We start from the raw sequence: 18,920 nt of genomic DNA, 5'->3' as shown, positions 1-18,920 counted from the left end.
TTGGCAACCGGGATCTATGGTGTTGCACGATCGATTTTCGTTCATCAAAGCCGGTTTCTGCGGCCAGGACTATGTGAAAAAAACAGGATTTACCACTGCGGCTCGGAAGCCATCAAAGCAGTCGCAGCCTCGCTCGGTAACGGCTTAGCAAAAAAATAACCCTGACCGTATTCGCAGCCGATCGACCTCAACCTAGCTAATTGTGCCGCCGTCTCCACACCCTCAGCAATCACATCCATACCCAAAGCGTGAGCCAGCGCCACAATCGTCCGCACGATCGCCACATTCTCCCCCTCGCTTTCGATCTCCATCCGCCCCACAAACGACTTATCAACCTTCAAAGTATCCGTAGGAAACCGACTCAAATAACTCAACGACGAATAACCCGTACCAAAATCATCAATTCCCAACTTGACATTTAACGCTTTCATCTGCTTCAAAACCGCGATCGCCGACTCCACATCCTCCATCACCACACTCTCAGTAATCTCCAACTTCAAACTCTCGGCACTCAAACCCGTTGTTTCCAAAATCACCTGAATGCGATCGACCAAATCCGGCTGAGCAAACTGCTTCCCAGATAAATTTACACTCATAATCAAAGCTTGATCGAAACCAAACATTTCCTCCCACAGCCGCAACTGCCGGCAAGCCTCCTCCAGCACCCACTCACCCAGCGGCACAATTGCACCCGTTTCCTCAGCCACCGGAATAAACTTCATCGGCGGAATCAAACCCCGCAGCGGGTGTTGCCAGCGTACCAAAGCCTCAAACCCAATAATCCTCCCGCTTGCCAAAGATACAAACGGCTGGTAATGCAGCAAAAACTCCTGACGCTTGAGGGCCATCCGCAAATCAGTTTCCAACTGCAACCTCTCCACCGCCAAAGCGTGCATCGAAGCATTAAACACCTGATACCTTCCCGTTCCCAAAGCCTTCGCCCGGTACATCGCCGTGTGCGCGTCCCGTAGCAAGTGTTCCGGCTGTTCCCTGACAGTAGCAGCAGGTTCGCCCCCCAGGGCAATCCCAATGCTCGCAGTCACAAACACCTCCTGCCCCTTCAACTCAAAAGGCACAATTAAAGCTTCGTGAATTCGAGTGGCCAAATCCACCGCACTAGCAACATCAACATTCCTCACCAAAATCGCAAAATCATCACCCCCCACCCGCGCCACAGTATCCCCGGAGCCAATAATCGCCCTCAACCGCAGCACCACCGCCATCAGCAGTTCATCCCCCACCAAATGACCCAAAGAATCATTAATCACCTTAAACCTGTCTAAATCCAGAAACAGCACCGCAAACACATAGCTGCGCCGGCCCCTAGTATTGGCGATCGCCCGCCCCAGGCAATCCACGAACAAATCCCGGTTGGGCAAACCCGTTAGAGAATCGTGAAAAGCATCGTAAAGCTTCCTGTAAGCACTGACACCCACACCAGTCACCACTAAACCCAAAGTCGGCGACACTAACGGTAGCCACCCACCCCCACTAAAAATCCCATAAGTAATCCCCAACAAACCCATCAATGCAGCACCCCCAGCCAATCCAGCCCTCGCAGGGTGCTGAATCCGCCAAGCCAAAACCCCGCCAACCATTGCCCAAGCACCGTTCCACAAAATTTCCGCCCATTCCGGCCACACCCAAAACAGCGATCGCCCATCCAAAACCGCACTCAATATTTGGCTGAGCATTTGCGCGTGCAGCAACACCCCCGGCATTTTCGGACTTTGCTTTTTAACTGGGCTGTAAGGCGTCAAAAACAAATCTCTGGTACTCGGTGCCGTCGTCCCGATCAACACAATCTTGTCCTTAACCCAGCTTGGTTCAATTTCTCCCTTCAATACCTGCCTGATACTGACTTGTCGCGCCACCTCCTTACCAGAACGGTATTTGAGCAGAATTTGGTAGCCTGTGGTGTCAATATTTGCATAGCCGCCGCTGTCAGAAGTTAAAGGCACAAATTCTGCCTTTCCCCAGTTGATTTGGTGGGGATGAACAGGGCTATTTTCCCGCTGCACTCTGTCTTTGAGATACAAAAAAGCCACTTGCACAGAAAACGAGAAAGCAGTATTCTTTTCTGGTTGCGAGACTGAGAGCAAATTGCGGCGTACAACGCCATCAGGGTCGAGCACGAAGTCGTTAAAACCAACTCGATCGGGCGGTATCCCCGGAGGTGCAGGCACTCCCGGACTTTCTGAATCGCTCAATTGGTTGATAGCCACAACATTCGGTGCTTTCAGCGCGGCCAACAATTCTTGGTGTCCCGGCGCTTGAGGCAAATCCCGGTACAAATCCAAACCGATAACTTTTGGCTGATACTTTTGCAGTTTTGCCAAGGTTTGAGCGATCGCACCGTCGGAAATCGGAAATCTCCCCAAAGCTTGAATATCGGCCTCAGAAATTCCCACTACCAGCAGTCGCGGATCGGGGTCCGAATCTGGCTGCAAGCGCACTAACGAGTCAAAACTCCCCAATTCCAAGCTTTGCAAGCCTCCCAACTGCCGAACTCCCATATTCAGCAGCGTTACAGTCACGCCCGCAAGCATTGCAGGCAAAATCCTGACCCGTCGGTTTTGAGAACTCAGGTTGAGACCAGTTGCGACAGACATGACATATCGAAGATTTCGAGAGAATTTGGCAGTCACAGAAAAAATATGTCGGTGCAAATTAGCTTTGCACAAGTCTGTTCTTACAGAATTGAGCTTAATATGAGATTGAATGTAATTTTTTCAGAACTTGTGCCGCAACCGAGTTTCTTTAAGCTAATTACTCGATTTGGCAAAGTATTTCTCGAATGGGAACCGGGTTTTTGAAGATTTGCCGACAAATCCTGTCTTTCATTCCTTGTTTCCCCAAATTCGCACAAGCGTTAAAATTTAGTCGATCAAACTTTCAGGACATTTTTGAGATGATGGCGAATCAACTTCCGATTCCGGTGATTGTTAACGGTGCTGCAGGCAAAATGGGCCGCGAAGTAATTAAGGCGATCGCCCATGCTAGTGACATGACCTTATTTGGGGCTGTAGACCGCTCTCCTGAGTGCCTCAACGCCGATGCCGGGGAATTAGCCGGATGCGGCCCGTTAGAAGTTCCCATCACAGACGACTTGCAAGGAATGCTGGTATTAGCAGCTCAGGAAAAGCAGTTAGGGGTGATGGTAGATTTTACGCACCCTTCGTCTGTTTATGAAAACGTGCGATCGGCCATAGCTTACGGCATTCGCCCGGTAGTCGGCACTACTGGCTTGAGCAGCGAGCAAATTAAAAACTTAGCTGAATTTGCTGACAAAGCTAGCACTGGGTGTTTAATCATACCCAATTTCTCGATCGGCATGGTTTTGCTCCAACAAGCTGCCGTCACGGCATCTCAGTATTTTGAACACGTAGAAATTATCGAGCTGCACCACAATCAAAAAGCCGACGCCCCCAGCGGTACGGCAATTCAAACTGCCCAAATGTTAGCAGAAATGGGAAAAACTTTCAATCCGCCAGAAGTTGAGGAAACCGAAAAATTAGCCGGAGCTCGAGGTTCACTGGCTGATGAAGGGATTCGCATTCACAGCATCCGTTTACCCGGTTTAATTGCCCACCAAGAGGTAATTTTTGGCGGCGCCGGTCAAGTTTATACTTTACGACACGATACGAGCGATCGCGCTTGTTATATGCCAGGAGTCTTGCTGTCTATACGCAAAGTCCTTGAATTGCGATCGCTCGTTTACGGCCTGGAAAAAATCTTGTAGCCATGAATCATTAGTCATTAGTCATTAGTCATTAGTAATGTGGAATTAATCTAACTTATAACTTTTGACTTCTAACTTCTGATTTTTGACTTCAACATCCATCCCTTAAATCTGTTAAATCCCTTAATATAATCCGCTTCCGAACAGACAGCCGTTGCATCCCGTACATTGCTCGTTGCCGAACTTCCTATGCTAATTCCCTTAACCCGCGAAACCTTTCAAGAACTAATTCCCGCCGTCGCCACGGGAGCGCAATACAAATATATCTGGGGAAAACCGCCCGATTTTTTGAGGCGAATGTTAATCTCTGCCGTCACCGTAGTTTTCCTCCTGGTAGTTTACAACTTCGCCGGTTCCGATGTCGGACCGCTAGTTTTAATCACCGGATTGATAGCTGGTTTGTACTGGCTGTGGGGGCCGATTTTGTGGGCGAGTTTGCGGAATGCAGAATGCCGCAAATATCAATACTGCGGTTTTTGGCAAGGACGAGTTTTGGATATATATATTACAGATGAAGTCACCAGTCAAGAAGAAACTGTCAATCAAAAAGGACAACTCGTAATAGTTGACAACTTAGAACCGCGAATTAATTTAGAAGTCGGCGACAAAACCGGATTTACTACTACACTTCGAGCTCCCTTGCGGAAAGATCACCAAGGAATTGCCCCCGGCCAAGCTGCTTTAATGTTAATCATGTCGAATCAAGAAGATTTGGGACGGATTGCCAAAGTTTCAGATATTTACATTCCCAGCCGTGACGTGTGGGTGAGCGACTATCCTTATTTACGCAGAGATTTGTTTGTCGAGATGAGCCAGCAAATTAAAAAAGGCAGGAAAAAAGACCGCGATCAGACTAATCAAAGCAGAGATGTAAAAAGGCGATCGCCCGCTGATTATTAATATTGATAGTAGCGACAAATTTAAGAGCGATCGCAAGTTAAACTTAGGACAAAATTCACAAGATAGCGGCTAATGCCTACGGTTTTTCAGGTTAGCCCCTACAGTTTCATCTTTTTTAGTTCGGATCGAGGCGAACCCGCCCAAATTCATTTTAAGCGCGATCGGCAACTTACCAAATTTTGCCTTAATCCTGTATTTATCGATAAAAATCGAGACCTCAAAGAGCATGAATTATCCCAAATCCGGCTTTAATACCCCTTGATCTTTTAGTCTCTTAGAGAGAGATGGAAGGCAAGTCTAGGAGCGGTTTCAACCACCGAGTCTTACACAGGGGGTTTTTAAACCGAATTTAGTATTAGTTCCAGCTCTCAGATTCATCTGTGGAGTCAATCTAAAATCTAAAATCGACTGACTTCTCGATCAACTGTTCCCCTCTTGGCCGTAAGCTTGCCAAGCCAAATCCACCAGCCCGTTAACAATAGCCACAGCCACAACTGCAGATCCCTTGCGGCCCTCAATCCGAATGTGAGGAATCATCGAATCGTGCAGCCGCGACTTAGCCACGTCCACCCCCACAAACCCCGAAGGAGTCCCAATCACCAAAGCCGGCCGAATTTCCTCAGATTCAATCAAATCTACGATCGCCGACAAAGCAGTTTGAGCCTGGCCCACCACAAAAATCCCTTCAGGATAGCGTCTTGCCAAAGTTTCAATCCCCCAAGCCGCCCGCGTCCTTTCCTTTTGGGGGCGTGTCAAAGCCTCCATCGAACAGTAAACCGGATTCGCAAAGGTACTTTGGATTAGGGGCGTAATCCCCACCTGCACCATCGGCACATCTACGACGATCGTAGTCCGAGCAGCCAAAGCCGCCGCCCCAGCCTGCAAAGCCTGATCGGAAAAACTAATTAAAGACTTGTACTCAAAATCAGCAGTCGCATAAATCACGCGGCGGACTATTTCGTACTCCGCCGCTGAAAAACCGTGGTCGCCAATTTCGTTATCGATTAATCCCAGACTCTGGGCATCGCTTACGTGCCATTCCATTTGTTGGATAGCTGTCGCCTGTGAGTTGTCAGGTATCAGCTTACCAGCTTTTAGTCATTCGTTGACTGTTGAGTAAAATCTGCCAACTGCCAACTGACAACTAAGTTTCCGACGACGAAGAAGATTTGCCCAACACCGGAGTCAGGAATGCCACCAAAGCTCCGATCGCAAAACCGGCCACATTCCGAACCACAGGCAACCAGTCAGAAGTCCGAGTCACCACCGGCCCAAGTCCGAAAGCAAAAAACAGAATGCCCCACAGCGGCGAAAAAATCAGCGCCCACTGCCAAGCCACAACCTGTCCCGGCTTCCGAGGCTGAGCAGCAAACCCACAGATGACGCCACCAAGCACCGACGTAATTAACGTCAGAACCCACTGTTCCCTCGGCAAACCGGGAACCACCCGGCATCCGCCCTGACGCAAACAGCCTTCTATCGACTCCAAAGATTCAATAATCGCTCGATCTTCCCCATTGTCCCGCACAAAAAATTGATTACCGTAACGGGTTTGCAGTTCCACCCAAAAAGTGCGCGGCAGCAGCGGATACAGCGAGTCGCCCACATTAAAATTGAGCAAATTGCCTCCTCGGGGGTCAGCAACTAACAACACACTCTTGTTATCTAGCCCCCAATAACTTTTGACAGCCAAACCGGGCGTGCGATCGTACTGAGTCAGCACTCGCAGTTTCCAGCCGGTTTCGGCTTCAAATGCCTTTAAATTTTTTGCCAAATTTTGTTCTTCAATATCCGTAAGGGCTTTAGCTAAGTCAATGATCGGCGTCTGAGTTGACGGCAACAAATCGGGATTATTGAAAGCGTGAGCCGCAGGTGCGATCGTCCACACGGACAAAGCCAGAAAAAATGCGGCAACAGAGGCTAGAAATTTTCGCGGGAAAAGCTGTGACATAGGAACTTATAATCCGGGTCTTAATTGTGAATGCTAGCTGGCGGTCTTAACCAGAGGATAAGAGAAAACTCATATTTCTTTACAATTATTTACTTTACAGGAAGCCGAGAGCAAGGGGAAGATTTCGGGCAAGGAAAGTTTTGAACAGTCAACCGTCAACAGTCAACCGTCAACAGTGAAATGACTAAAATTGAGATTTTGCCCCAACCCCGTCACAGAGACGCCGATCGCGATCGCTCACATTAGGATTAGTTCTCAGATAATCTCCCACCCAGTCACAGCCCCTCACCAGCAAATCGTCAAGATCCAAATTCCACAAAATCACCCGATTATCCCGGCCCGCAGAAGCCAGAACCTTCCCATCCGGGCTAAAACTCACACTCATCACGCTATCCTTGTGACCCGTCAAAGTTTTCAGCAAAGTCCCGCTGCGACTCCACAGCTTCACCTTATGGTCATAACTGCCCGAAGCAACCAACAAACCATCCGGGCTAAAACCCACGCTAGTCACGCTGTCGCTAGAACCCTTCAGCAGCGTCGCCACCAAAGTCCCGTCTACCTTCCACAATTTCACCGAATTGTCGTAACCAGCCGAAGCCAGCATTTTGCCATCAGGGCTAAAAGCAACCCCCAACACAAAACTGTTGTGAGCACCTTCAAAAGTTCTCAGCAAACGACCGTCCCGATTCCAGAGTTTGAGAGTACCATCATCGCTGGCAGAAGCCAGCATCGAGCCGTCGGGACTGAAAGTCACCCCAGTCACCCAGCCTGTGTGTCCCGTCAAAGTCTTGATCAACCTGCCGTTTCTAGTCCAGAGTTTCACAGTCTTATCCTTGCTCGCCGAAGCCAGAACCTCGCTGTCGGGGCTAAAACTCACGCTCATCACGCTGTCGGCGTGGCCGTCGAGAGTGAACAGCACAGAAGGCGAACACGGGAATAGCGGAGCCGATGGACAAGGGAGAATATTATTCATGCCATCTTCTGTCAAACTCCAGACTTTCACCGTTTTGTCGTAACTCCCAGAAGCAAGTAGCTGACCGTCGGGGCTGAAACTGACGCTGGCGACTCTCTGAGTGTGTCCTTCCAAGGTTTCCAGCAAAACCCCCGTGCGGCTCCAGAGTTTGATAGTGTTGTCCGTAGAAGCAGAAGCCAGCCTTTGGCCGTTGGGGCTGAAAGTAACGCTTTGCACCCGGTTTTGGTGTCCGTCGAGGGTTTTGAGCGGCACGTCATCGAGTCGCCACAGCCTGATAGTTTTGTCAAAACTCGCCGAAGCCAAGGTTTTGCCTTCCGGGCTAAAACTCACCTGAGTAACTCGATCGGCGTGTCCCTCAAAAGTTCTCAGTAAGCGACTCTCTGGTTTAATGTTGCTAGCATCAGTTGGGCGTTTGTCGCCAACACCAGCAAGACTCCAGAGTTTGACAGTGCCGTCTGCACTTCCAGAAGCAAGTGTTTGACCGTCGGGGGAGAAACTGACACCAAATACCCACTTGCTGTGTCCGCGCAAAGTTGTTAGCAGTTCACCTTTTTTTGCTTGTGTTGAATTTTCTGTTGGTGGGTGTTTGAGTGCAGCGATGCTCCAGATTTTCACCGTTTTATCTTCACCTGCACTGGCGATCGTTTCACCATCGGGGGAGAAACTGACGGTGTAAATTTTCGAGGGTTGTCTGTTTTCGCTGTGCCATAAATTAGCGATTAACCTGCCGTCAGAACTCCACAGTTTCACACTACCGTCATCGCTCGCCACAGCAATTATTTTGCCGTCACGACTGAAGCTTAGCCAATTTACGGGAGCAAATTGTTCGATCGTTCTCAGCAGCGTGCCGTCGGTTTTCCAAAGTTTGATAGTTTTATCTGTAGAGCCACTGGCGATCGTTTGACCGTCTGAACTAAAAGCAACGCTGGTAACGCTATTAGTATGCCCTTTGAAAGTTGCCAGCAAACTGCCGTCAGTTTGCCATATTTTGACAGTTTTATCTAAACTTGCCGAGGCTATAGTTTTGTTGTCGGGACTGAACGCGACACAGGAGACACTGTTAGTGTGGTCTTTGAAAGTGGCCAGCAAACTGCCGTCGCGCCGCCAAAGTTTGACTGTTTTATCTACACTGGAAGAAGCTATTGTTTCCCCGTCTGGACTGAAGCTAAGGCCCCAAACTACATCGCCGTGTCCTTCCAAGCGGTTGCGTTCTTTGACTCCATAAACGGCCTGCTGGAGGGCAGCCGAAATCAGAATTTCGGTGTCTTTGAGAGTATACATTTGTTGGGAGTGTTCAATCTGTTTCCACTTTTTACCAGCTCTCAAACTTTCCATCATGGCGTCAAATTTGTTGTTTGAGAAATAAAGTGCTTCAGAAGCTGCTGTCAGGGTACTGATTTCTGCTCGCTGAGTTTGAGCGACAGCTAGCTGTTTTTGACCCACAGCCCGCCACCAAAAATTTACGGCTGCGATGGTAGAACTGGTTAGCAGCATGACGCCGATTACTGCTACTCCCAGCAGTTGTTTGAGAAAAGTATTGGCTCGATAGAGCTGTGCTTGACTCATTTTTTTATCTGCTTCTGCTTTATGCAGTCGGGCTTCTAAGCCGAATCTTTGGCGGATTGGTCGCACTAAATAGTCGTGTACCAATTGATAGCGGTCTTCGGGCGCTTCCCGTAGCAGAAATAGCAAACCGTGACCAACTAAAATGTCTAAAATTAAGTCGAGGTTGTCGGTTTTCTTTTGTCGGATTTCTGGGTCTTTTGCGAACTGTCGGTGTAAGGGAATTCTGTTTCTGCCGCTCGCCGATAATTCTTTTTCGCCCGCGTCTGCTGGCTGTTGGCCTGTCACTAACGAGAGTTCGTGTTTGGTTTTTATCAGGCGAACGCCTCTTTCATCTGTCAGGGAAAACAAGATTTTCCACGCTGCATCTTCGTTAACCAGACCACAGTCAGAGATGACTCCTTCGAGCGATCTTTTCACTAATTCCGCTTTGGGATTGTCCCCCAATTGCTGGTATTGTGCTAGACTGGTAATACCTTCTTCTTGCAGTTGCGCTCCTACTACCTGCAATTCGATTGGTCGCACTTCTTGCAGTTCGTCTGCTAAATCTTCTACGAAGGCATCGATCAGTGCCGGCTCTAAATAAAATTCCGCCCGCTCTGTTAAGTGTCCAATGACAGCCCGCGCGTCTTTGATAGAAAAACTCCGCAGTTGGTAGCGGATGCTTTTGTCGAGAATATTATTGTTAATAGCGTCAAGATTTGGGAAGCGATCGCAATCTAGTAAGTAGTGCAAATAATCTTCGCGCAAGCACAGAATTATCTTGACATAAGGCAAATTCAAAAACAACCGCAAAAAATTATAAAAAAGTTGTCTTTGTGCCACTGAAGTCGAAACAAAGAAAAACTCTTCAAATTGATCGAAAATCAGGACAGTCAACAAATTATTTGTGGCATTTTCGCGCAACTGATCTATAATAAAAGAAGAGACTTCCGAGCTGCGAGCAGGAATAACCGAGCAACTTCTTTTGTTGATTTCCTGTAGTCCTTTAGAGATTAATTTACTTTCCTCTTCGGCTTGTTTGTCGTACAGTGCGCTGTTCAAAGCATTTTCTAACTCCACCAGCCAGTCGGTGTAAACTTTGACTACTACGGGCAATGTATCCCGCGCGCCCGGAGTAATATTTTTCAAAGCTGGTACTAAGCCGGCATTGACTAGAGAACTTTTCCCAACACCGCTGGGCCCGTGAATAATAGTTAATTTATGGTCGTCCCTGCTAATTCTTTCTAGCAAGCTATTGATATCTTTTTGGCGCGAGTAAGCTGTCATGGACGCTGCGATGGCAGCTTGATTTTGAGCTGAGGGACCTGAAGGATTGACCGCTTGGCGCTGCTGCTGCAATTGGCTGGCTCCGATAAAAGCTCTAAATCCGTATTGATATTCGATCGACCGCTGGGTTTTTTTAATCCGAAACGCTTTAAGGTACTCTCCCTGCTCGAAATAAACCGCTTGCAATTCCGTCAAAATATCGATGTAAAGTCGGGGGTCGTACTTCGGCTCGCTTTGAGATTGAGCCAACTCCAAAGAATGAACCGCCGCTTCCCACTGGCCTAGCTGCCGCAAACTTCGGGCTAAAAGTAAAAGATACGAACTCCTGTCGGATTTAGGATGTTGGATTTGAGATTTGGGTTCGTTACTTAACTCGTTAGAACCCACAATTTCTGGATAATTTCCCTCAAACCCCAATCTCAAATCTTCAATCAGCAATCTCAAATCATTAGGGGTTTGATCCAAAATCGCCAAAGCCAACTCCGCTAGCTGGCGGGCTTGACTCCACCTCGACTCTTGCAGGGCAACTTCAGCCAAAAAGCCGTAATCTTGAGCTAGTTGGCTGGGAGTACCGTAAGTGAAGTGCAACTGCAAAGAATTTTCAGCTAATGCTTGCAACTCTCCCCAAGCTTTCAGGCGCTGCAGCACTTCTCCGAGGTGTGCTGTCACCTCAGCGACCAATTCCGGGCGTGAAGCAAGGGAGAAAGCGTTTCTAGATTGTTCCAGGCTAATCCAAGCTTGTTCCCAGTGGTGGCGGTTGGCTACCGGGTTTCTGGCTGCTTGCAACCGGTGACACAGGGCTATGTGAAACAGCACTATGCCTTCTCTCTCTAAAAATAAAATTTTGGGGACAGGATTCGACAAGGAGGAGAAGGTTTCTGGGTTTTCGGAATGTTCCAAGTTTGGCAGTTCCCAGTTGCCCGTTTTCTGCTGCCAAAATACTAAACTTTCTTGGTAGTGAATTAAGGCAGTTTCGGTTTGGTCGCTGACATAGTAATCTCGACCGAGAACGAATTGCAGGCTGGCTTTGAGGGCTGGTTCTAATTCTTCACCGCGATTTTGTAAATCTCTTAAAGCTAATTCTAGTTCTCGGCGTGGCAAAGAGCCGATCGCCAAATCGAAGGTATTGCCCGGACTCAATGGCGAATACGAGTGGACTTCTGATGGTCGTCGGTTTTGGGGCCCTGAGTTAAAAGTTAGAAAGCGTTCTCCGGGGCTCATTTCGCGCTCCAGGCCGCGTTTTTCGCACTGGGTTTCGCAGGTCTCACAATTAGCGATGGTGCTGACGTTGCTGCTGGTGAGTTCTTGATTGAGTTCGCCTATTTTAAATATAGTATCGGCCCGCCTAGCGAGGAAATTAATTAATTCGTCAACGCCCATTTCAAATTTAATTGTGGCGGCGGCCCAACTTTTGAAATCCGGGGCCAGACGAATCATTTTGGTCACGATGTCATCTGTTACCCACAAAATCACTGGGCAGGAAAAATTTTTGCGAAATTCGTCTCGCACTTGATTGGTAGAAGCCATCACTTCGTCGATCGCTACTACTGTTTCTAAACCGAATACCATCAAAGCCGAGGCGGCACCGACAGGCGAGTACCCCTCCTGGAAAGTGCTTGCCTGCAGAGTAGTGTAAAGGGTTTTGACTGAAGGTGGCAGGACGATATCTTGAATTGGAACTGGGGACACTTCTCGCAGCCGCTGCGCTATTTGTTGCCGCAACTGCTCGTAGTTGCAGCGCACCAAAATTAGCGAGAATTGGTGTTGAGACATTGTGATTGACCTGACCAGAGTTTTGAGCGATCGCTCGTTGTAGTTGGCAGTTTCTTGTACCTTAATTAGATCGGTCATGCGTGCACCTCTTTTTCATTAATCAATTACCTAACGCTCGCCAATCGTGACTGAAAGCGTCTCTACTTAGACATCCCCGTCTCTGTCTGACGCTTTATCTCTGTATAAATACGTAGTTTTCCGTACTTGTCCTATCAATACTTACATATTTATTAGATCCAATGTAAAGATATCATACCTCTGAATCTTAGAGAATGCTAGACTTGCCAATAAAATTTTAATGTTATCTTAGATTTTTTGATTCAGCTATATATAAAGGACTACCGATCATAAATAGCCCAATGCTAAGTTCATGATCATACCAACGGCTAGCTATTAGGAAACAACTCCGATATATCTGTAGCAGGCATTTAGCACAACAGTCAAAAAAATGTCTTCCGGGATGGAATTAGTTTAAATTAAGAGCAACAGATAAAAACAGACATAGGGGGTCTGACATTGCAGATATGAGAGTTGAGAGTGGGTAAAGTCCTTAGTGGCGGCAAAGTTTTACACGATAATAACATTTACCACCTATAGCAAGCATTCAACAGAAATCAGCCAGTGGCAAAAACCGCTGACTGATTTATGTATTGGATGGTAATATTTCGGAGTTGTGAGGGATGATTTTTCAGTTAAATACTTTCTAAGTCCCTCGTGGTTAAGGGTTCTCAGAGTCACGAAGCTATCTCAAAAATCCCAACTATTTTGCTTCACAGCGCTGCAGCCACTCCTTATATTTTCTGGTTTCTGCTAGGGCTGGATTAATCCCAAACCAACGACCTTCTTGATCGCGGTATTCAAAGACAAACATACTTCGCAACAAGATTTGAGATTCTTCTTCGCCGGTTACACTTTGTCGCTTGACGACTTGAAACAGCAATTCCCATTCCAGGTCATTGATGGCTCCCAAAAGGTCATCGCGATATTCTTGAATGACGCTTTCAAGGCATTCGCGAGAAAAGGGAGGGTCTTCGTGCTGCAAACAGCTATATAAAAGCATCAGTAGATTGCGAACGTGACCGCCACTAATCCGACAAAGCCGATCTAAAGTTTCGGGAGAGTCAAACACCTGGGAAATCAAATCAATGCGTTGATCGGGAGCAACTTTCGGGAAAGCTCTAGCTAATACTAGCTGCCGCAGGAGTGCCATTCCTTCAATGTGGTCTTCGCCCGATCGCATTTGCACCGGTACCATCGGCATCACCTTGGGCTTGACTCCAAATCGACTGGCGAGGCGGCCGAAGTCGTTGGAAAAAATCAAAGTCAGGGGAATCGTGTAGACAACATGGCAATTAAGTTTTTTCAACTGTTCGCCGCGGTCTAAAAACAGATATTCTGGCTGGGTGCGTCCGCTGGGTTTGAGGGAGGCGTCGAGGCGATCGAGGTTGTCAACGATGACTGCGAGTCCTTTTTTCCCTTGTTGCTTGAGTTCGGCGTTAGCTCTGTTGAGGAGTTCTTCGTTGATCGACTGCAAGATGCTGTTGGTGCGGGGTTCGAGATATTGCCTGAGTTGCGATCGCAGTTTGGGAGAGTCTTTAGTTTTAGCAGTAACTCTAGCAATGCCTACAGATAACTCGGCTTCCGCTGACAAATCTATGGGAGTCTGCAAAAATTCTGCCACTTCTGCAAACAGATTTGTAAAATAGCTCGGTCTGAGTTTGATTTTAGCTGATTCCATAGTTTCGCTGACTTGGCGCGCAATGCTCAGCAAAATATCGCTGATGTCTACATCACCCATGTCTAAGTCTTGGGAAGACTCGAAGTAGACGACGCAAAAACCCTCTTGCTCTAACTCAGCTTTTAGTCGAAACAATTCCGTAGATTTGCCACACCCAATATGTCCTGTAAATAGCTGACAGGTTGGCTCGTTGGGGGAGATGCGGGTAATGGTTCGCTGTAAAGATTCAATGATTTTGCCCCCACGCACGGAACCAAAATCAATGTAGTATTGATAATCTCCTGGGTCTCCCGCAACAAGGGTCTTGCTCGGGTTGCAGGCTTTATAGAATCTGTCTAATTCGAGTGCGATCACAATGGAAGCCGAATAAAAGTTAAAAAAGTTAATCGAAAGTCTAAACTTTCTTTAGTTGAGTTTAGTTTGATTTGTAACCTTTTGCCCTGTGGGGTAATGCCCTAAATACCCAAAGAACCTTGATCTGGTAAGGGGTTTTCCCGGCGCTGGAATTGGGTAATTTTTAATTAATAATTTTTTATTACTTATGGGACTCAGTGATATTACTGATATTGGCAGGAGTCTGGGTAAATTTGCGGGAATCTGGTTAAATGGTAGGGGAAAACAGGGTTCAAGAGAGAGATTAAACAGTTTTGAATTTGTGCTAATCCTTAATTACTATATTGTCAAGACGTAGATGGCTAGTTTTGGAGCGGTTTCTCAAACAGAGTTAGGGCGCAGGCGCCAAAAGTTGCGGCAGCAGAGGCGCGCTCGATTGGCGGCTGTTGTGTGGCAAATGCTGGCAGCGAGCGCAATGGCTGGAGGTTTGCTCTGGTGGATTGCTCAGCCGGCTTGGTTGATAGCCCGATCGGAACAAGTGAAGGTGGAGGGCAATCAGTGGCTATCCGATAAGGCGGTGCGGTCTTTGGTGCCGCTGTCTTACCCGCAGTCGCTGTGGGGGATTCAACCGCAGGCGCTAGCCCAAAAGCTGGAGTCAACGGGGCCGATCGCCAAAGCGAAGGTGACTCGTAACTTGTTTCCGCCGAGTTTGACTATAGAAGTGGCAGAACGCCTGCCGGTGGCGGTGGCGCAGCCGACGGCGGTGTTGAGATCCAACAGTGAGAAGGAAAAAGTGGGGTGGCTGGACGCTCGCGGAGGTTGGATGCCGTCGGATAGTTATACTGCTGTACGATCGCAGAATAGTTCGATCGGGCCCGGCAGCATTCCGGGAACGCAGCCTCAGCGTTCTTTGCCCACTTTAAAAGTCATCGGGCCTTTGGAACAGTATCGCGCCTATTGGCCGAAGTTTTACCAAGGACTCAGCGGCTTGACGGTGAAAGTGTTTGAGATTAATTGGCAAAACCCGAACAACTTGATCTTGAAAACAGAGATCGGTACCGTACACTTAGGGCCGTACAGTTCCAGGACTGCGGAGCAACTTAAGGTTTTAGACCGAATGCGACAATTGCCAAAACAGATAGATTCAAGCAAAATAGCCTACATTGACTTGAAAAATCCTGCTTCGCCGATCGTCCATTTGCCAGAACTCCCCCCCAGTTTGGAGAGTTCAACTCCCGCACCCACTCGCGCCCAGAATTGATTCTCTGTCAACAGAAGGTAGAAGGTATCGATCGATAGGCAGAATTTTTGCCCACCAGGATCGATAGGCAGGGCTTGCAATCAGCCGAGTTTTTGGATAGCACCCCGCGTTTGGGGCTAGTATCCTTTTTTTTCCTTCTGCCTTGCTTACAACTGCCTTAATCCGGTCAAGTACCTGGATGGCGTCAAGCGAGGTCTGGGCTAGCGAGGTCGGCCAAATCCGAGATTGCTAACATTAAGCATCGACCAGTGTTAGTTTTTCGCGCAACTTAGCCTATAGTTGATTGTGAATTGGCGTTTAGTTAACAAGCTGTAATCTACTATCCCCGACTCTAATGAAGCTTAATAATAGACAGGGGTCTGACCAAGACAGTCCCCCTTCGGAAGAAGTAAAAAATTTTCCGGTGGCTGCAGATTCCGCCAATCCCTTTAGACGCAAGTCTGGTTATGTAAATGTAGATAGTATTGATATCGATCCTATGGTCAATCCCAAAGACATAATGCCCAGCAGTGCCGCGAAAATCAAAGTAATTGGCGTCGGCGGCGGTGGGGGCAACGCCGTTAACCGGATGATTGCCAGCGAGGTTTCTGGTGTCGAGTTTTGGTGTGTGAATACGGATTCCCAAGCTCTAGTTCTCTCAAATGCTCCGAAACGCTTGCAAGTAGGACAGAAGTTGACGCGCGGTTTGGGGGCGGGGGGCAATCCGGCGATCGGTCAAAAGGCTGCGGAGGAATCTCGCGACGAGGTTGCTAATGCTCTGAATCATGCGGATTTGGTATTTATCACAGCCGGCATGGGCGGCGGTACGGGCACAGGCGCGGCTCCGATCGTGGCTGAGGTCGCTAAGGAAATGGGCGCCTTGACTGTGGGCATAGTGACGCGGCCTTTTACGTTTGAGGGACGGCGGCGCACCAGCCAAGCTGAAGAAGGGATTGCCGCTTTGCAAACCCGGGTGGATACGCTGATCGTAATTCCTAACGACAAGCTGCTGTCTGTGATTTCCGAACAAATGCCGGTACAAGAGGCTTTTCGAGTTGCTGACGATATCCTGCGCCAAGGGGTTCAGGGTATTTCTGACATTATTACTATTCCCGGTTTGGTGAATGTTGACTTTGCTGACGTGCGGGCAGTAATGGCTGATGCGGGTTCGGCTTTGATGGGCATCGGCGTGGGTTCTGGCAAGTCGCGGGCTAGAGAGGCTGCGATGCAGGCTATTTCTTCGCCTCTGCTGGAAGCTTCGTCTATTGAGGGCGCTAGAGGTGTGGTGTTTAACATCACTGGCGGTACAGACATGACGCTGCACGAGGTGAATGCGGCGGCTGAAACGATTTACGAGGTTGTCGATCCGAATGCCAATATTATTTTTGGAGCGGTGATAGACGAGCGGCTTCAGGGCGAAATTAAGATTACTGTGATCGCTACTGGTTTTTCGGGGGAAGTTGCCCCCCCTCCGACTCCGGGGCGGACGCAAAATGTTAATGCTCCTTGGCGAGCGGCAACTGGGCCGACGACTCCGGCTCAACAGACGCCCGATCCGACAACGAAACCGCCGCAGGATTTGGGATTGGATATTCCTGAGTTTTTACGCAACCGTCGCCCGCCTAGATAAATGTGGATTTGGGATTTTGGATGGCGGATTAAATCTAACATCTCAAATCTCAAATCTCAAATTTCTAGGGTTTGGCCTGGTTCGGGTTCGAGGAGTTGGGTGGAAAGTCCCGATTTTGCTAGCAAATCGCGAAATTCGGGGATGCTGCCAACCGATCGCACTAACATTGCTAAAATGCCTGTGGCTCGGATGTCTCCCGCCGCTGTAGGCAGGAAAAACCGAGGTTTGAGTGTTTGGGCGAGGCTGAGGGCTTCCGAAGGGCCGATGATGACTTGTCCGAGGAATGGGAAGATTTGACCGATGACTGGGGCGATGGCTACGTCTACTGTGTCTATTTTCTGTTTGACTTTTTCTAATGGTGGCAGGTGCGGTTCGTAATAAAGTGTCTCGCCGCTGCTTAAATCTTTGAGCAAATAGCCGTTTTCTTCTTGTCCGGGCTGGATTTCGGCTCCGGGTACGGCAGTAATTTGTAACTTTTCTTTAAGATTTAACTCTTGCCAATTTGCTAAAGATGTGGTATTGGTGTAGCCTAAACTGCTGAGGACTTTGGCGGCGGTGGGTGAGGCGATCGCGGGAATTGTGCGATCGAGCTGTTCGAGTGTTGGTCTGTGGCAGTGGTCGTCTAATCCTTGGGAAATCAGGATGAGGTCGATCGGCGGTAAGGTGCTGGGAGTGAAGGCGACGGGGGTGTTGTGGTAGGCGGTGAACAGCCAGGGTTGACCGTAAAATACGAGGGGATCGACCAGCCAGGGATCGACGAGGATGGTTTGGCCTGCGATGTGGAAGATCCAAGAGTTGAGGTCTATTCGGGTGATTTTCACAGTTGTTTGCAATAATTCTTTACAATTGGTTTAATCATAGCTAATTTTGTTGGGGAATTTTTAACCGCAGATGAGGGCGGATGAGCGCTGATGAACGCGGATATGATGGGATTTATCTGCGTTTGTTTGCGTTTATCTGCGGTTGCAAAAAAGATGATTAAATCTAAGATTCCTGTGGCTTTGACTGTGGCGGGTTCGGATAGTGGCGGCGGGGCGGGAATTCAGGCGGATTTGCGGACTTTTGCGTTTCACTGTGTGCACGGTACGAGTGCTTTGACTTGTGTGACGGCTCAAAATACTTTGGGGGTGACGCGGGTGGATGCTTTGTCTGCGGAGGCTGTGGCGGCTCAAATTGAGGCGGTAGTTGGGGATATTGGGGTGGATGCTGTGAAAACTGGGATGCTGCTGAACCGGGAAATTATGGGGGCTGTGGCTTCACAGGTGGAAGCTTTGGCAATAGGGAATTTGGTTGTCGATCCGGTGATGGTTTCACGATCGGGGGATCGATTGATTGATGAGGGGGCGATCGCCTTTTTGCGGGATGTTTTGATTCCAATGGCGGCTGTCGTGACTCCGAATCGCTTTGAAGCTCAAATTTTGAGCGGTTTGGAGATTGATTCTGTGGATGATATGCGATCGGCTGCGGAGAGAATTCACAGTTTGGGGGCGAAGGCGGTTTTGGTGAAAGGTGGCGGGATGAAGGGGGATTTGCGGGGGATTGATGTTTGGTTTGACGGTACGCGGGTGGATGTGTTGAAGACTGAAAATGTTGATACTCCCAACACTCACGGGACTGGTTGTACTTTGAGCGCTGCGATCGCCGCTAATTTAGCATTAGGTAAAGATTTATTTACAGCGGTGACATTGGCTAAGGATTATGTGACTACTGCTCTCAAATATGCTTTGGATATTGGGGAAGGTCAAGGGCCAGTAGGTCATTTTTTCCCGCTTTTACTGAAGTAAATTGTGAAATCATCCCTTCTCTTC

At 48.4% G+C, this 18,920-nt stretch carries 11 protein-coding genes; 5 read left to right on the top strand and 6 right to left on the bottom strand.

Annotated elements, in window-relative coordinates; all coding sequences use genetic code 11:
• Positions 1-89 precede the first annotated feature (89 nt).
• On the bottom strand, positions 90-2,612 hold the full coding sequence (locus QUA57_RS09440; RefSeq protein ID WP_333060513.1) for an EAL domain-containing protein: 2,523 nt from the start codon (positions 2,610-2,612) through the stop codon (positions 90-92).
• Positions 2,613-2,914: 302 nt separating this feature from the next.
• Between QUA57_RS09440 and dapB the strand changes: the two genes are divergently transcribed.
• Both dapB and QUA57_RS09430 read left to right on the top strand, forming a co-directional pair.
• Complete coding sequence (gene dapB, locus QUA57_RS09435; protein ID WP_333060554.1) at positions 2,915-3,742, top strand: 4-hydroxy-tetrahydrodipicolinate reductase; 828 nt, start codon at positions 2,915-2,917, stop codon at positions 3,740-3,742.
• Between the two features lie 189 nt (positions 3,743-3,931).
• Positions 3,932-4,642, top strand: a complete 711-nt coding sequence (locus tag QUA57_RS09430; protein ID WP_333060512.1) for a phosphate ABC transporter permease — start codon at positions 3,932-3,934, stop codon at positions 4,640-4,642.
• Between the two features lie 420 nt (positions 4,643-5,062).
• Here QUA57_RS09430 and QUA57_RS09425 read toward each other — a convergent pair whose 3' ends face one another.
• The 4 genes from QUA57_RS09425 to QUA57_RS09410 all read right to left on the bottom strand — a co-directional run bounded on the left by QUA57_RS09425 (position 5,063) and on the right by QUA57_RS09410 (position 14,263).
• Positions 5,063-5,686 carry a precorrin-8X methylmutase gene (locus QUA57_RS09425; RefSeq protein WP_015179019.1) on the bottom strand — a complete coding sequence of 208 codons (624 nt, stop codon included), beginning with the start codon at positions 5,684-5,686 and terminating at the stop codon, positions 5,063-5,065.
• 100 nt (positions 5,687-5,786) lie between these two features.
• On the bottom strand, positions 5,787-6,593 hold the full coding sequence (locus QUA57_RS09420; protein ID WP_333040666.1) for a TPM domain-containing protein: 807 nt from the start codon (positions 6,591-6,593) through the stop codon (positions 5,787-5,789).
• A 184-nt stretch (positions 6,594-6,777) separates the two neighbouring features.
• Positions 6,778-12,249, bottom strand: coding sequence for a WD40 domain-containing protein (locus QUA57_RS09415; RefSeq protein ID WP_333060511.1), 5,472 nt, complete (start codon positions 12,247-12,249; stop codon positions 6,778-6,780).
• Between the two features lie 682 nt (positions 12,250-12,931).
• The gene (locus QUA57_RS09410; RefSeq protein WP_333060510.1) at positions 12,932-14,263 is read right to left on the bottom strand and encodes an ATP-binding protein; all 1,332 of its coding nucleotides are present in this window, start codon (positions 14,261-14,263) and stop codon (positions 12,932-12,934) included.
• A gap of 337 nt (positions 14,264-14,600) precedes the next feature.
• Between QUA57_RS09410 and QUA57_RS09405 the strand changes: the two genes are divergently transcribed.
• Both QUA57_RS09405 and ftsZ read left to right on the top strand, forming a co-directional pair.
• Positions 14,601-15,503 carry an FtsQ-type POTRA domain-containing protein gene (locus QUA57_RS09405; protein ID WP_333060509.1) on the top strand — a complete coding sequence of 301 codons (903 nt, stop codon included), beginning with the start codon at positions 14,601-14,603 and terminating at the stop codon, positions 15,501-15,503.
• Between the two features lie 334 nt (positions 15,504-15,837).
• Positions 15,838-17,112, top strand: coding sequence for a cell division protein FtsZ (gene ftsZ / locus QUA57_RS09400; RefSeq protein ID WP_333060508.1), 1,275 nt, complete (start codon positions 15,838-15,840; stop codon positions 17,110-17,112).
• Between the two features lie 56 nt (positions 17,113-17,168).
• On the opposite strand, the gene QUA57_RS09395 is transcribed toward ftsZ, so the two are convergent.
• The gene (locus QUA57_RS09395) at positions 17,169-17,933 is read right to left on the bottom strand and encodes an MBL fold metallo-hydrolase (protein ID WP_333060507.1); all 765 of its coding nucleotides are present in this window, start codon (positions 17,931-17,933) and stop codon (positions 17,169-17,171) included.
• Positions 17,934-18,086: 153 nt separating this feature from the next.
• On the opposite strand from QUA57_RS09395, the gene thiD reads away from it, so the two are divergent.
• Positions 18,087-18,896: a bifunctional hydroxymethylpyrimidine kinase/phosphomethylpyrimidine kinase gene (gene thiD, locus QUA57_RS09390; RefSeq protein ID WP_333060506.1), complete on the top strand. Its 810-nt coding sequence runs from the start codon at positions 18,087-18,089 to the stop codon at positions 18,894-18,896.
• The last annotated feature ends 24 nt before the right edge of the window (positions 18,897-18,920 follow it).

It is taken from the genome of Microcoleus sp. Pol7_B2 (assembly GCF_036701035.1).
Taxonomy (GTDB): domain Bacteria; phylum Cyanobacteriota; class Cyanobacteriia; order Cyanobacteriales; family Microcoleaceae; genus Microcoleus.
This window is presented reverse-complemented; position numbering and strand designations above follow the sequence as displayed.

Excerpts from the sequence above, each read along its gene's own strand:
- QUA57_RS09420 (WP_333040666.1), bottom strand. The coding sequence starts at position 6,593 with ATGTCACAGCTTTTCCCGCGAAAATTTCTAGCCTCTGTTGCCGCATTT.
- QUA57_RS09405 (WP_333060509.1), top strand. The coding sequence starts at position 14,601 with ATGGCTAGTTTTGGAGCGGTTTCTCAAACAGAGTTAGGGCGCAGGCGC.
- ftsZ (WP_333060508.1), top strand. The coding sequence starts at position 15,838 with ATGAAGCTTAATAATAGACAGGGGTCTGACCAAGACAGTCCCCCTTCG.
- thiD (WP_333060506.1), top strand. The coding sequence starts at position 18,087 with ATGATTAAATCTAAGATTCCTGTGGCTTTGACTGTGGCGGGTTCGGAT.
- QUA57_RS09430 (WP_333060512.1), top strand. The coding sequence starts at position 3,932 with ATGCTAATTCCCTTAACCCGCGAAACCTTTCAAGAACTAATTCCCGCC.
- QUA57_RS09425 (WP_015179019.1), bottom strand. The coding sequence starts at position 5,686 with ATGGAATGGCACGTAAGCGATGCCCAGAGTCTGGGATTAATCGATAAC.
- QUA57_RS09415 (WP_333060511.1), bottom strand. The coding sequence starts at position 12,249 with ATGACCGATCTAATTAAGGTACAAGAAACTGCCAACTACAACGAGCGA.
- QUA57_RS09440 (WP_333060513.1), bottom strand. The coding sequence starts at position 2,612 with ATGTCTGTCGCAACTGGTCTCAACCTGAGTTCTCAAAACCGACGGGTC.
- dapB (WP_333060554.1), top strand. The coding sequence starts at position 2,915 with ATGGCGAATCAACTTCCGATTCCGGTGATTGTTAACGGTGCTGCAGGC.